14 protein-coding genes and 1 pseudogene are annotated in these 13,475 nt (G+C 67.7%); 10 read left to right on the forward strand and 5 right to left on the reverse strand.

What is annotated here, in order from left to right:
- Nucleotides 1-3 precede the first annotated feature (3 nt).
- Complete coding sequence (locus ACSQ1W_RS12720; protein WP_436043968.1) at nt 4-1,017, forward strand: aldo/keto reductase; 1,014 nt, start codon at nt 4-6, stop codon at nt 1,015-1,017.
- Between the two features lie 34 nt (nt 1,018-1,051).
- On the opposite strand, the pseudogene ACSQ1W_RS12725 reads toward ACSQ1W_RS12720, so the two are convergent.
- The 4 genes and pseudogenes from ACSQ1W_RS12725 to ACSQ1W_RS12740 form a co-directional block, all read right to left on the reverse strand.
- Nucleotides 1,052-1,864, reverse strand: a pseudogene (locus ACSQ1W_RS12725) (TIGR03915 family putative DNA repair protein); the annotation flags it as partial.
- A gap of 9 nt (nt 1,865-1,873) precedes the next feature.
- The gene (locus tag ACSQ1W_RS12730; protein ID WP_436043970.1) at nt 1,874-3,124 is read right to left on the reverse strand and encodes a putative DNA modification/repair radical SAM protein; all 1,251 of its coding nucleotides are present in this window, start codon (nt 3,122-3,124) and stop codon (nt 1,874-1,876) included.
- 157 nt (nt 3,125-3,281) lie between these two features.
- On the reverse strand, nt 3,282-3,953 hold the full coding sequence (locus tag ACSQ1W_RS12735; protein WP_436043972.1) for a ChrR family anti-sigma-E factor: 672 nt from the start codon (nt 3,951-3,953) through the stop codon (nt 3,282-3,284).
- Complete coding sequence (locus ACSQ1W_RS12740; RefSeq protein ID WP_436043974.1) at nt 3,950-4,576, reverse strand: sigma-70 family RNA polymerase sigma factor; 627 nt, start codon at nt 4,574-4,576, stop codon at nt 3,950-3,952. Before ACSQ1W_RS12740 ends, ACSQ1W_RS12735 begins: the two co-directional genes overlap by 4 nt.
- A gap of 144 nt (nt 4,577-4,720) precedes the next feature.
- On the opposite strand from ACSQ1W_RS12740, the gene ACSQ1W_RS12745 reads away from it, so the two are divergent.
- From ACSQ1W_RS12745 to ACSQ1W_RS12780, 8 genes are all read left to right on the forward strand, one after another.
- Nucleotides 4,721-5,509 (forward strand): hypothetical protein, encoded by a 789-nt coding sequence (locus ACSQ1W_RS12745; RefSeq protein WP_436043976.1) that lies wholly within the window; start codon nt 4,721-4,723, stop codon nt 5,507-5,509.
- 120 nt (nt 5,510-5,629) lie between these two features.
- On the forward strand, nt 5,630-6,529 hold the full coding sequence (locus tag ACSQ1W_RS12750) for an acyl-CoA desaturase (protein ID WP_436046181.1): 900 nt from the start codon (nt 5,630-5,632) through the stop codon (nt 6,527-6,529).
- Between the two features lie 2 nt (nt 6,530-6,531).
- Nucleotides 6,532-7,818 (forward strand): NAD(P)/FAD-dependent oxidoreductase, encoded by a 1,287-nt coding sequence (locus tag ACSQ1W_RS12755; protein WP_436043978.1) that lies wholly within the window; start codon nt 6,532-6,534, stop codon nt 7,816-7,818.
- Entirely contained in the window at nt 7,815-8,591 is a 777-nt protein-coding gene (locus tag ACSQ1W_RS12760) for a DUF1365 domain-containing protein (RefSeq protein ID WP_436043980.1), read from the forward strand. The genes ACSQ1W_RS12755 and ACSQ1W_RS12760 overlap by 4 nt, the downstream gene beginning before the upstream one ends.
- Nucleotides 8,588-9,841, forward strand: a complete 1,254-nt coding sequence (locus ACSQ1W_RS12765) for a class I SAM-dependent methyltransferase (protein ID WP_436043982.1) — start codon at nt 8,588-8,590, stop codon at nt 9,839-9,841. The genes ACSQ1W_RS12760 and ACSQ1W_RS12765 overlap by 4 nt, the downstream gene beginning before the upstream one ends.
- Nucleotides 9,838-10,635, forward strand: a complete 798-nt coding sequence (locus ACSQ1W_RS12770; protein WP_436043984.1) for a DUF1295 domain-containing protein — start codon at nt 9,838-9,840, stop codon at nt 10,633-10,635. The genes ACSQ1W_RS12765 and ACSQ1W_RS12770 overlap by 4 nt, the downstream gene beginning before the upstream one ends.
- The gene (locus ACSQ1W_RS12775; protein ID WP_436043986.1) at nt 10,632-11,711 is read left to right on the forward strand and encodes a class I SAM-dependent methyltransferase; all 1,080 of its coding nucleotides are present in this window, start codon (nt 10,632-10,634) and stop codon (nt 11,709-11,711) included. The genes ACSQ1W_RS12770 and ACSQ1W_RS12775 overlap by 4 nt, the downstream gene beginning before the upstream one ends.
- A 1-nt stretch (nt 11,712) precedes the next feature.
- Nucleotides 11,713-12,240: a lipocalin family protein gene (locus tag ACSQ1W_RS12780; RefSeq protein WP_436043988.1), complete on the forward strand. Its 528-nt coding sequence runs from the start codon at nt 11,713-11,715 to the stop codon at nt 12,238-12,240.
- Nucleotides 12,241-12,312: 72 nt separating this feature from the next.
- On the opposite strand, the gene ACSQ1W_RS12785 is transcribed toward ACSQ1W_RS12780, so the two are convergent.
- Nucleotides 12,313-12,456: a hypothetical protein gene (locus ACSQ1W_RS12785; RefSeq protein WP_436043990.1), complete on the reverse strand. Its 144-nt coding sequence runs from the start codon at nt 12,454-12,456 to the stop codon at nt 12,313-12,315.
- 336 nt (nt 12,457-12,792) lie between these two features.
- Between ACSQ1W_RS12785 and ACSQ1W_RS12790 the strand changes: the two genes are divergently transcribed.
- Nucleotides 12,793-13,449, forward strand: coding sequence for a hydrolase (locus ACSQ1W_RS12790; RefSeq protein ID WP_436043992.1), 657 nt, complete (start codon nt 12,793-12,795; stop codon nt 13,447-13,449).
- Nucleotides 13,450-13,475 lie beyond the last annotated feature (26 nt).

Genomic DNA, 13,475 nt, shown 5'->3' on the forward strand with positions numbered 1-13,475 from the left:
ACCATGTCCCTCCACGACCTGCTTCCCGGCAAGCTCGGTTTCGGCACCGCACCGCTCGGCAACATGTTCCGCGACATTCCGGAAGCCGAAGCGCGCGCCACCGTCGAGGCCGCCTGGAACGACGGCATCCGCTACTTCGACAACGCCCCTTTCTATGGCGCCGGCCTGGCGGAGATCCGCATGGGCGATGCGCTGGCCGACAAGCCACGCGACCAGTACGTCATCAGCACCAAGGTCGGCCGGCTGATCCTGGATGACGTCGAGGACATCAGCGCACGCGACCTGGGCGAGAAAGGCGACGTCTTCAAGTACGGTCGCCCCAACAAGATCGTCAACGATTACGCGTACGACGCCACACTCCGTTCGATCGACGACAGCCTGAAGCGCCTGAAGACCGACCGCATCGACATCGCCTGGGTGCACGACATCGCGCAGGACTTCTACGGCGACGAGTGGCTGTCGATGTTCGAGCAGGCGCGCACCGGTGCGTTCAGGGCGCTCGATCGTCTCCGCGATGAAGGCACCATCAAGGCGTGGGGCCTGGGCGTGAACCGCGTTGAGCCGATCGAACTGCTGCTGGAACTGGAAGGGCCGCGACCCGATGGCTTCCTGCTCGCCGGGCGCTACACGCTGCTCGACCATGCGCGTGCGTTGCAGCGGGTGATGCCCAAGGTGGCGGAACGCGGCCTCGGCATCGTGGTCGGCGGCCCCTACAGCTCGGGCGCACTGGTCGGCGGTCCGAACTTCGAATACGCACCTGCCACGCCGCAGATCCTCGACAAGGTGGCCCGCATCAAGGCGCTTGCCGACCTCTACGGCATCAGCATGAAAGCCGCCGGCCTGCAGTTCGCGCTGGCGAATCCCGCCGTTGCGGCCGTCATTCCCGGCGCGAGCAAACCCGACCGCATCGCCGAGGACAGCGCGGCACTGAAGGAAATCGTCCCCGCCGGCTTCTGGCGCGACCTGCGCAGCGCGGGCCTGGTGCATGCCGACGCGCCGCTGCCGGGTGGCGCCTGAGTGAGGCGGACCGCGGTCGCCTTGGTTAGCGTGAAGGCGGCTTGCGTTCCGGGATGCGACGACGCGGGGCCTGCGCTTCGCGTTCGTCCATCTCGCGCACGCGGCGGCCGGCCTCGCGGATAAGGTCCGGCAGCAGATGGGCCTCCGGCAGGTGCTTCCAGTACTTCTGTGGCATCTCCTGCCGCATCATCCGCGTGTTGAGCCGCGCGGGATTGAAGATGTTGGCGTAGTAGGTGCGCCACAGCGCATCCTCGGCATCGTCGGCCGGTGCATCGGAACGTTGCGCGCCCTCGCCCGCCCACAGATCGGTCCCGTCCCACTGCACGCTGCGATAAGGCGTCAGGATCGCCCAGCGCATGCCGGCGAAGCGGCGCATGAAGAATGGCGCCACGCGATCGACGATGTAGTGGTCGGGTTCGAACCAGGCGATATAGGTATTGTCCTCGCCGTCCACTTGGCGGAAGCGCACGAACGCCTTCATCTTGTGGGTGTCGCGGCGCACCGCCTGTGACCAGCGGGTGGCCCGATGCACGTCGGCATCGGTGGCGCGATCCAGCAGCGCACGCTCGCCGTTGCCGATCCGCCATAGCAGGCGATAGAGCAACGCGTGCCTGCCGACATCGCGATGACACAGCACGGATGCCGCGAACGCCATGAACTCCGCCGGCACCGACAGTCCCTTGCGACGCGCTGATTGATCCATCACGGCCGCTGCCGCGAGCAATTCACCCTGCGCATCGGCCTGCCATTCCACGGACTCCGGTGGCAGTTCCGCCTCCCACGCGTGACGCGCCTGCGCACGCCAGGCATCCAGATCCCATGCGGGCATCACGGTGGCGCGGAACATGCCGATGCCTCAGCCGAACAGGTCGGCCTGGCGCGGAGCCGGCGCCAGTTCGCTGCGCAGCCGCACCGGATCGTCGAGGCGCTGGCGCGGGTGGTGGTCCAGCAGGATGACGAACGGGAGGACCTTCTGCAGCGGCGCGCGCAGGCGCGCCAGATCCGCGACGCGCAACCTGCCCTGCCGACGCGAATCGACGATGCGCTGCACGTTGCGTGCACCCAGGCCCGGCACGCGCAGCAGCATCTCGCGCGGTGCGCTGTTGAGGTCGACCGGAAACCGCTCTGGATGGCGAAGCGCCCAGGCCAGCTTCGGATCGATGTCCAGGTCGAGCATGCCGCCCTGCGTGCCAGTCTCTTCGACGATTTCCTTCACGTCGAACTCGTAGAAGCGGAGCAGCCAGTCGGCTTGGTACAGGCGGTGCTCGCGCTGCAGCGGCGGCGCGCGCAACGGCAGCTGCGTCGATGCGTCCGGAATCGGACTGAAGGCGGAGTAGTAGACGCGGCGCATGCGGAACTGACGATAGAGCGCGTCGCTGCTGGTCAGGATCGCGCGGTCGTCGGCGGCATCCGCGCCGACGATCATCTGCGTGCTCTGCCCCGCGGGTGCGAACTTGGGGGGGCGCTTCCGCTTCGGCTGTGCCTCCTTCCTGTCGGGCTTCGCCGCCTGGATGCGCCAATGCAGCTCGCCCATCGCATCGCGGATGCCCTGCGCCTCCTTCTGCGGCGCCAGTTGCTTGAGGCCGGCCTCGGTCGGCAGTTCGACATTGATGCTCAGGCGGTCCGCGTAGCGGCCGGCGGCGGCGAGCAGTTCGGGCGATGCTTCGGGAATGGTCTTCAGGTGGATGTAGCCGGCGAAACGATGGTCCTCGCGCAGGCTGCGCGCGACTTCGACCATCTGTTCCATCGTGTAGTCGCCGTTGCGGATGATGCCGCTGGAGAGGAACAGGCCTTCGATGTAGTTGCGCTTGTAGAACTCCAGCGTCAGCCGCACGACCTCGGCAGTGGCGAAGCGCGCGCGCGGCACGTTGCTCGACACGCGGTTGACGCAGTAGGCGCAGTCGTAGATGCAGAAGTTGGTCAGCAGGATCTTCAGCAGCGACACGCAGCGTCCGTCCGGCGTGTACGAATGGCAGATGCCCATGCCCTCGGTGCTGCCGATCCCGCCCTTGCCCAGCGAATGCCGCTTGCCCGCGCCGCTGGACGCGCACGATGCGTCGTACTTGGCCGCATCGGCGAGGATCGCGAGCTTGTCTTTCAGTTGCATGCGACGATTCTAGGCAGCGCGCCGTGCAGGAGGTGAGACGGCGACAGCGCGACGTTCCGGGCTCGTGGCCGTCGCCTGCATACCGAGGACAGAGAGCGGAGAAGTCTGTCCTCAACGAATCGATGCAGACAGACCTCGCGCACCATGCAGCCCGTCGCTACAGCTTGAACAACGGCTGCAGCCGCCGCGCCAGCCAGCCGGGGAACCGCAGCGGTGCATCCAGCGCGGAGACGCAGATGCACGCCGCGCCCGGAACGGTCACTGGCTGGTGCTCGACGTCGCTGTCGAGGTCGGCCACGTCGCCGGGGGCGAACTGGCCCAACGCATCGTGGTACGCGCCGCGCAGGATCTGGGTCAGCTCGGTACCGCCATGGCCGTGCACCGGCATGCTGCGGCCGGGACCGATCTTCAGCAACAGCAAGGTGCCGGTCTTCGTGTTGGGCGCGCGGATGCAGTGCACGCCGGGTGCCATCCAGCGCCACTTCAATGCGCGGTACGAACTGCCGAAGTACGGATGCAGCGGCGTCGGCAGCCGATCGTCGTCCTCGTAAGGGGCAACGCGCGGTGCGGGCGCGGCGACCGATGGCGCCGCGTCGTCCAGCCGCTGCAGCATGGCGGCACGCAGGTCGGCGAAGCGGTCCGGGACGACGCCGGCCGGTTGCTGGTGCTCGATCAGCTGGCCGCCGATGCGCTCGGCTTCCTCCACCCGCGCACGGCAATGCGCGCAGGTCTCCAGGTGGGTGGCGGCCACGGTCGCCACTTCGACCGCCAGCGCGCCGGCCGCGTAGCTGACCACGGTGGACGCATCGAGATGATGGTGCGGATTCACGACTGACCTCTTACCAGACCCTGCAGCCGCAGGAACGCGCGCCGCAGGTGGGACTTCACGGTGCCCAGCGGCATCTGCAACTCGTCGGCGATGTCCTGATGGCTCTTGGCTTCGAAATACGACATGCGCATCAGCCGCGCCTGCACGGCGGGCAGTTCCTCGATGCGACGCTGCAGGTGGGCGTGTTCGGCATAGTCCTCGGCCGAACTGAAGGGGCGCGCCAGTTCCTCGTCGCTCGCAGGCAGCGCCTCTTCGAGTATCTGCACCCAGCCCGGTTCGCGACGCACCCGGTCGATATGCAGGTTGCGGCCGATGCGGAACAGCCAGGTCGACACCGCCCCCTGCTGCGGGTCATACATCGACGCGCGTTGCCACAGGCGCAGCAGCGCCTCCTGTGACAGTTCCTCCGCGACCGCCTCGGGACTGCCGAGCCCGCGCAGGTACAGGCACAGGCGCGGCATGAAGTGGTCGTACAGGCGCATGAAGCTGGCGCGGTCGCGCAGCCGCGCGACGGCGACCATCTCGCTGGTCCAGTCATGGATATCGCGCTGAGCGGGCGTAGGCGTGGACACCGTCCGGGCCGCCCCGGGGGGCGACAGTCTCCTGGTGAAGTCGGACGGCATGGTAAGGCCTGCTCCTGTTGTGGCTCGTGACGGCAGGCTCTACGGGGCACCGGGCGATTTGGATGCAGGACGGATCGCGACCGGATCTGCATCCGGACGCGGGATGTCGCCGTATGCCGGACCAAGCCCCCGGAGACCGGTCGCATGCCCGCACGTTCCTCCCCGTCCGCGCTCATCGGTGCGGCCCTCCTGATCGCCCTGAGCCACGCCGCGATGGCGACCACCGAGATCCAGCAGCAGGAAGCCCGTGCCTACGCACGCAAGGGCGATGCGTTGCTGTACCGCGAATCCCACTGGCGCTACCGGCAGGACGGCAATGCACGTCGGCTGGTGCTGTACCGTTGCCCGGACGGACGCGCGTTCGCACGCAAGACCGTGGTCGAACGGACGACGGCGCAGGCCCCGGACTTCGACTTCGAGGACGCACGCGATGGTTACCGCGAAGGCGTGCGCAGCGGATCGCAGGGACGCGTGGTCTATGTCCGGGCGAGTGCGACATCCCTGCTGAAGGAACGACCGCTCGCGGTGCCGGCCGCCGGCGTGATCGATGCCGGCTTCGACGCCAGCGTCCGCCTGCACTGGGCGACATTGCAGGGCGGCAGCCCGGTGACCCAGCCCTTCCTGTTGCCGAGCCGCATGGCGTTCGAGCCGGTGCGACTGGAGCCGGGGCCTGCCGTGCGCTGGAACGGCATCCCCGCGCGGCGCCTGTCGATGCGGCTGGACCGCTGGTACGGCTTCGTCGCACCGACGATGCAGCTCACCTACGCCACGACCGACCAGCGCCTGCTGGAGTTCGCCGGCATCGCGACTATCCGCGACGAACGCGGCGAACACCAGGACGTACGCATCGTCTTTCCCGACGCGCCGTCGCCCGCGGACGACCGCGGATTGCAGCAGGCGCTGGCGATCCCGCTGGTGCGCCGCTGCACCTGATTACGGAAGGCTGCATCCAATCGCGCGGCTGCCGCGTATGCCCCCTTGAACGCAGCGGAGATCCACGCGATGCAGGCAGGCGCTTCCTCCCCCCCGTCCGTGCACCGTGGCCTGGCCGCGCTGCGCCGATGGTTCGATACGCAGGTGCGCGAAGAGGACGCGACGGCGAGCGCGCAGCGGATCGACTGGCTGCGTGCCGTGCCGTTCCTCGGCATGCACCTGGCCTGCGTGGCGGTGCTGTGGGTGGGCGTATCGCCGATCGCGGTGATCGTGGCGGTCGCGCTGTACGCGCTGCGCATGTTCGCCATCACCGCGTTCTACCACCGCTATTTCTCGCACCGCACGTTCCGCGCCTCGCGAGTGGTGCAGTTCGCGTTCGCGCTGATCGGTGCGGCCAGCGTGCAGCGCGGACCGCTGTGGTGGGCCGCGCACCACCGCAACCATCACCGCCATGCCGACACCGCGGCGGATCCGCATTCGCCGAACGTGCACGGCTTCTGGTGGAGCCATGCGGGCTGGTTCCTGACGCGTGAGGGCTTCCGCACAGACTGGTCGCGCATTCCCGACCTGGCCGGCTATCCGGAACTGCGCTGGCTGGACCGCTACGACACGGTGATTCCCGTGATGCTCGCGGCAGGCCTCTACCTGCTCGGCGAGCTACTTGAGCGCTTCACGCCGGCGCTCGGCACCAGTGGTCCGCAACTGCTGGTGTGGGGCTTCTTCGTCTCGACGGTGGTGCTGTTCCATGCCACCGTCACCATCAACTCGCTGGCGCATCGCTTCGGCAAGCGTCGCTTCGACACGCGCGACGACAGCCGCAACAACCTGTGGCTGGCGCTGCTGACGTTCGGCGAGGGCTGGCACAACAACCATCATTTCTTCCCGGGCACTGCGCGCCAGGGCTTCCGCTGGTGGGAAGTGGACCTCACCTGGTACGGCCTGCGCCTGCTGGCGATGCTCGGGCTGGTACACGACCTCAAGCCGGTGCCCGCCTGGGTGCTGGCGAAGGCGAGGCACTGAGCATGCGCATCGCCGTCATCGGATCGGGGATCGCCGGGCTGGCATCGGCCTGGTGGCTGTCGCACCACCACGATGTCGTGCTGTACGAAGCCAACGACTATCTCGGCGGGCATACGCACACGCACGACGTCGAACAGGCCGGCCGGCGCTATGCCATCGACAGCGGCTTCATCGTCTTCAACCAGGACCACTATCCGCGTCTCTGCAGCCTGTTCGACGACCTCGGCGTGGCCTCGCAGCCCACCACGATGAGCTTCTCCGTGCACAGCGAGCGCACCGGCCTGGAGTACAACGCCACCACCCTGGACACGCTGTTCTGCCAGCGCCGCAATCTGGTGTCGCCACGTTTCCTCGGCATGCTTCGGGACCTGGTGCGCTTCTACCGCGAGGCGCCTGCCCTGCTCACCACCAACGAGCCCGGCCCGACCCTCGGCGACTACCTGCAGACCGGCCGCTATGGCGCGGCGTTCCGCAACGAACACCTGATCCCGATGGCGTCCGCACTGTGGTCGTCGCCGCCGCAGCAGATCCTCGATTTCCCTGCGCGTTACCTGGTGCAGTTCATGGCCAATCACCGGATGCTGACGCTGGGGCGGCGCGCACCGTGGCGCGTGGTGAGCGGCGGGTCCGCCACCTATGTGCGGGCACTGCGCGAGCGCTGGCGCGTACAGGAACGCCTGTCGTGCCCGGTCTATGCCGTGCGGCGCGATGCGGGCGGCGTCGAAGTCGTCAGCGAGCACGGGCGCGAGCGCTACGACCACGCCGTGCTCGCCTGCCACAGCGACACCGCGCTCGCCCTGCTGCAGGGCGATGCCGACGCGCGCGAGTGGGAGATCCTCGGGGCGATGCGCTACCAGACCAACGACACCGTACTGCATACCGACGCGTCCCTCCTGCCGCGCCGGCGCAAGGCCTGGGCGGCATGGAATGCGCACATACCCCGCGATCCGGACGCGCCGTGCACCGTCAGCTACTGCATGAACCTGCTGCAGGGCGTTGACGCGCCCGAGCCCTTCATCGTCACGCTCAACCGCAGCGAAGCGATCGATCCCGCGCGCGTCCTGCGGCGCATGCAGTACCGCCATCCGGTACACGACCACGCGATGGTGGCGGCGCAGCGCCGCAAGGCCGAAATCCAGGGCCACCGGCGCACCTGGTTCGCCGGTGCGTACTGGGGCTGGGGCTTCCACGAGGACGGCATCCGCAGCGCGCACGACCTGGTCGACGCCTTTCTTACCCGGCATCACGGCGAAGGCGTCGATCTCGGCATCGAGTTCGCGTCGGCATGACCGTACCATTGGCCAGCGCCGTCTACGAAGGCTGGGTGCGCCATCGCCGGCACACGCCGCGGCCGCATGCGTTCCGGTACCGGATGGCGCAGCTCTACCTGGACCTGGACGAACTGGACCGCGTGTTCGACCGGCGCTGGCTGTGGTCGGTGGACCGTCGCAACCTGGCCGAGTTCCGCCGCAGCGACTATCTCGCGCCGCACGACCTGCCACTCGCCGATGCCGTGCGCGACCGCGTGGCGCGGCAGCTGGGCCGGCGCCCGGCGGGCCCCATCCGTCTGCTGACGCATCTGCGCTACGGCGGCCTGGCCTTCAACCCGGTGAGCTTCTACTACTGCTTCCAGCCCGACGGCGTCACGCTGGACGCGGTTGTCGCGGAAATCACCAACACGCCCTGGCGTGAGCGGCACAGCTACGTGCTGCCGGTGAGCGAGGGCGTGCCGCATGGCGATGGCTGGGAATGGGGTTTCGACAAGGCCTTCCATGTCTCGCCCTTCCTGCCGATGGACTGCGCCTACCGCTGGCGCTTCGGCACGCCCGACGACGCACTGCGCGTGCACATGCAGGTGGACCGCGAGGGCCGGCGCGCCTTCGACGCCACGCTGACGCTGGTGAGGCGACCCTTGCAGGGCACCTCGCTCGCGCGCGTGCTGTGGCGATATCCACTGATGACCGCGCGGGTGGTCGGCGGCATCCACTGGCAGGCCTTGCGCCTGTGGCTGAAGCGCACGCCGGTCCACGACCACCCTTCCCTCTCCCGCGAAACCCCATGAACGAGATCGCCCACGTTTCCTCCCCCGTTGTCTTCGGCGCGTTGGACCGCTGGCTGCGCACGCAGCTGCTCGCCCGTCTCGACGACCTGGACCATGGCACGCTGGTGGTACGCGACGCGCTGGGCGAACACCGCTTCGGCAATGCGAGCGGCGATGCGTTGCCTCCCGTGCACCTGTGGGTGGACGAGCCCGCCTTCTACCGCGCCGTCGCCGCGCAGGGCAGTGTCGGCGCAGGCGAGGCGTACATCGCGGGCCAGTGGCGCTGCGACGACCTGGTCGCGCTGGTGCGCCTGCTGGTGCGCAACCGTGCGCTGCTGGACGGCATGGAAACCGGCCTCGCCCGGCTCGGCGGCTGGGCACTGCGGCGCTGGCATGCGCTGCACCGCAATACGCGCGAAGGCAGCCGCCGCAACATCGCCGCGCACTACGACCTCGGCAACGATTTCTTCGCGCTGTTCCTGTCGCCGGACCTGATGTACTCGTCGGCGATGTTCGCCTCGATGGACGACGATCTGGAGACGGCCTCGTTCCGCAAGCTCGACGCGGTGTGCCGCAAGCTGGCGCTGACGCCGGACGACCGCGTCATCGAGATCGGTACCGGCTGGGGTGGCTTCGCGCTGCATGCCGCGCGCCACTACGGCTGCCACGTCACCACGACCACCATCTCGCAGGAGCAGCACGCGCTCGCGTGCCAGCGCGTGGCCGAAGCGGGCCTGCAGGACCGTGTGACCCTGTTGCAGCAGGATTACCGCGACCTGCAGGGCACGTACGACAAGCTGGTGTCGATCGAGATGATCGAAGCCATCGGCGCGCCGTACCTGGACACTTTCTTCGGCAAGCTGGGCGCACTGTTGCGGCCGGGCGGCCAGGCGCTGCTGCAGGCCATCACCATCGAAGACCACCGCTACGTGCAGGCGCGCGATTCGGTGGACTTCATCAAGCGCTTCGTCTTTCCCGGCAGCTTCATCCCATCGCTGGAAGCCATGTACGGCGCAAAGACCCGTTCCAGCGACCTGCAGGTGCTGCACCAGGAGGACTTCGGCCTGTCCTACGCCTACACGCTGCGCGCGTGGCGCCGCCGCTTCCTGACCCGCCTGAACGACGTGCGCGCGCAGGGTTTCGACGAACGCTTCATCCGCCTGTGGGAGTTCTACCTGGCCTATTGCGAAGGCGGCTTCCTGGAGCGTTCCATCGGCGTGTCGCACCTGCTGATGCAACGCCCGCCGCACGCCGGCGAGGGGGCACGATGAACGCGCTGCCTGCGATCGCGATCGTCTGGGGCGTGTCGCTGCTGGCGATGACCGTCGGCTGGGGGTGGCAACGTCGCCACACCAATGCCGGCATGGTCGATGTGGTGTGGACGGCGTGCGTCGGATTCGCCGCGATCTTCCTGGCCGCGTGCGGCGACGGCGCCTGGCAGGCGCGCGTCGCGCTGGCGGTGCTGGGCGGCAGCTGGGGCCTGCGCCTGGCCTTGCACCTGTGGCAGCGCGTCACCCACGAACCGGAAGACGGCCGTTACCAGTATCTGCGCGCGCACTGGCGCGGCCACCAGGGCAAGTTCTACCTGTTCTTCGCCGGGCAGTCGTTGCTGGTGGTGCTGTTCGCCTTGCCGTTCGCCGCTGTGGCGCGCAGCCCGGTGGCGACGTTCTGGCCGTGGATCACGCTGGCCGCACTGCTCGGCATCGTCAGCGTGGTGGGCGAGACCCTCGCCGACCGCCAGCTCGCCCGCTTCCGCGCCGATCCGGCGAACCGCGGCCGCACCTGCCGCGAAGGGCTGTGGCGCTACTCGCGCCATCCCAACTACTTCTTCGAATGGCTGCACTGGTTCGCCTACATCGCGCTGGCGGCGGGTTCACCGTGGTTCTGGCTGTCGTTGAGCGGTCCGCTGGTGATGTTCGTATTCCTGCGCTGGATCAGCGGCATTCCCTTCACCGAAGCGCAGGCGCTGCGCACGCGCGGCGAGGACTACCGCGACTACCAGCGCACCACGCCGATGCTGTTCCCCTGGTTTCCCAAACCTGCCGCCCGGGAGGCGACGCGATGAATGCCATGGTCGAAGAACTCGCCGCCGACCGCGCGGCCCCGGGCCTGCTCGGCCTGGCCGAGCGCGGACTGCTGCCCGATGCGCTGATCCGCGCCGGCATCCGCCAACTCTGCGCACAACGGCTGCGCGACGAGAGCGCCGGCGGACAGGCCGCACAGTCGGCGCAGCTCGCCCACCGGCTGCGGGCACTGCGCCAGGGCGCCCTGGCGATACACACCGATGAGGCCAATCGCCAGCATTACGAACTGCCTGCGGATTTCTTCCGCCAGTGCCTCGGCCACCGTCTTAAGTACAGCAGCTGCTACTACCCCACCGGCGACGAGACGCTGGACCAGGCCGAGGACGCGATGCTGGCGCTGTACGGCGAACGCGCCGGCCTGGCCGACGGACAGGACATCCTGGAGCTCGGTTGCGGCTGGGGTTCGCTGACGCTGTGGATGGCCGAGCGGTATCCGGACGCACGCATCACCGCGGTATCGAACTCGCACTCGCAACGCCGGTTCATCGAAGCGCGGTGCGACGAACGCGGCCTGCACAACGTCCGCGTCATCACCTGCGACGTCAACCAGTTGCAGCTGGACGAGCAGGCCTTCGACCGCTGCGTGTCGGTGGAGATGTTCGAACACGTCAGCAACCATGCCGCGCTGATGCGGCGCATCCACGATGCGCTGCGCCCGGGCGGCGCGCTGTTCGTGCACATCTTCGTCCATCGCCACCTGATGTATCCGTTCGAGACGCAGGGCGAGGACAACTGGATGGGCCGGCACTTCTTCACCGGTGGCATGATGCCGTCGGCCGACCTGCTGCTGTTTTTCCAGGACCATCTGCACCTGCAGCAGCGCTGGCTGCTGGACGGCACGCACTACCAGCGCACCGCGAACCATTGGTTGGACAATCACGACGCCAACCGCGACGCCGTGATGGCGGTGCTGCGACAGGCCTATGGCGATGCGGCACCGCTGTGGAACCAGCGCTGGCGCATGTTCTGGATGGCCTGCGCCGAACTGTTCGGCTACCGCGACGGTCAGGAATGGCTGGTCGCACACTACCGGTTCCAGCGGCCTGGAGGACACTGACATGCGCACCCTGCCCTTTGCCCTGCTGGCGCTGATGGTCGCCACCACCGCCGCCTGCCGCCAGGGCAACGTCAAACCATCGATCGCCACCGCGGCGCCGGTGGACGTGGCGCGCTTCATGGGCGACTGGTACGTCATCGCCCATATTCCGTCGTTTCCCGAACGCGACGCCTACGCGGCGGTCGAATCGTATGCACAGCGACCGGATGGCCGCATCCAGACCACGTTCCGCTATCGCAAGGGCGCACTCGACGGTCCGGAGAAGACGATGCACCCCGTCGGCACCGTGCGTCCGGAGGGCGGTGGCGCGGTCTGGGGCATGCAGTTCGTCTGGCCGATCCAGGCCGAGTACGTCATCGCCTGGGTCGATGCCGACTACCGGCAGACGATCGTCGGGCGCAGCAAGCGCGACTACGTGTGGCTGATGGCACGCACGCCACGGATCCCGGAGTCGGACTACCAGATGCGGGTGAAGCAGATCGAGGCGATGGGGTACGACATCTCGAAGCTCCGGCGCGTGCCGCACTGACGACGCAGCGGCGACCCGCCCCGCAGGCAGGCGGCAGGCCCGTGAAGGCCGGCCGCCGTACCATCGTAGACGTCAGCCGCGCGTCGCCTTCTTCTCGTTCTTGTCCGCACGCTTTTCCTTCAGCGTTTTCGCGGGCTTCTTCTTCTGCTCTTTCTTCTTGTCCAGGCCCTTCGCCATCACGTGCACTCCCATGGTCGTTGCGACGGCGGCGAGCATGACACATCCATCGACGGCCGGTATGCGCGTCGAAAGGCAATCCCGCCGGACTGCCGGCGAGCACCACCTGCGCTCCAGCCGCCCGCCCCAAGACCCGGGCCCGGTCCGCGAAGCGACACCGACTGACGCCGGGCGGGAAGAATAGGCGAGTAAGAGGGAACGTTGGACTGCTTTTCGGGAAGTGGCGCACGCTGACGGGCGTTGGGCCGCTGCGTCCTGCGGGTTAGGTGGTCCGTTATCGGTCAGAAGAGGACATCAGACGCCAGCGCACGGCAATCCAAGCCAAAGGGTGGTTCACTGAGCGAAGTTAAGGCTCCCATGACGAAGGAGCTCCCCATGCCCACCGCTACCGTAGCTGCCGGAAAGTCACTGCTCACGCCGACCGACCACACCCTGATCCTCATCGATCACCAGTCGCAAATGGCGTTTGCCACCCATTCCATTGATGTCGCGACGCTGCGCAACAACGTAGCCTTGCTCGCGAAAGGGGCTGCCGGCTTTGACGTCTCTACGATACTGACGACCGTGGCTGAGAAATCGTTCTCTGGGCCGCTGTTTCCCGAGGTTCTTCCGTCCCTGCCGAACACACAGGTCCACGACCGGACCACCATGAATTGCTGGGAGGATGCCGCTGTCGTATCTGCCATCAACGCCGCAGGCAAAGGACGTATTGTCCTGTGCGGTCTCTGGACCAGTGTCTGCATTGTCGGTCCCGCCCTTTCTGCCCTGGACCAGGGTTTCGAGGTCTACGTGATCGCCGATGCCTGTGGCGACGTTACCGCCGAAGCTCACGAGCGCGCGATGCAACGCATGATCCAGGCGGGCGTGCGCCCGATGACCAGCATGCAGTACCTGCTGGAGCTGCAAAGGGATTGGGCCCGCGGAAAAACATACGACCTGACCACCGGAATCGCGAAGGTTCATGGCGGCGGTTACGGCTTGGGCATCCAGTATGCGAAGAGCATGTTCGGCGCCTCAGAAGGCGGGCATTGAGCCCCTCGCTTGAGACGCGGTATGGA

Source organism: Pseudoxanthomonas sp. LjRoot143, from assembly GCF_964252945.1.
Taxonomy (GTDB): Bacteria; Pseudomonadota; Gammaproteobacteria; order Xanthomonadales; family Xanthomonadaceae; genus Pseudoxanthomonas_A.